The following is a 246-nucleotide window of genomic DNA, read 5'->3' on the forward strand; positions in this document are numbered from 1 at the left end:
TTTCAACGTTTCAAGCACTTGCTCCTTCGTGCAGATGCCGTGATGGAGCCAATTCGCCATATGCTGACTGGAGATACGGAGTGTCGCACGGTCCTCCATTAGCGCAACGTTGTTAATATCAGGCACCTTGGAGCAGCCGATCCCCATTTCTACCCAACGGACGACGTATCCAAGAATGCCTTGCGCATTATTATCGAGCTCTTCCTGGATTTCTTGTGGACTCCAATTCGGCGCTTCAGCCACTGG

Annotated in this window: 1 pseudogene; it reads right to left on the reverse strand. The window is 51.6% G+C overall.

Annotated features, from left to right (window positions below):
• Positions 1-246, reverse strand: a pseudogene (locus tag CHH91_RS18850) (malate synthase G); the annotation flags it as partial.

Source organism: Virgibacillus sp. 7505, assembly GCF_002272135.1.
In the GTDB taxonomy this organism is placed as follows: Bacteria; Bacillota; Bacilli; order Bacillales; family Amphibacillaceae; genus Terribacillus.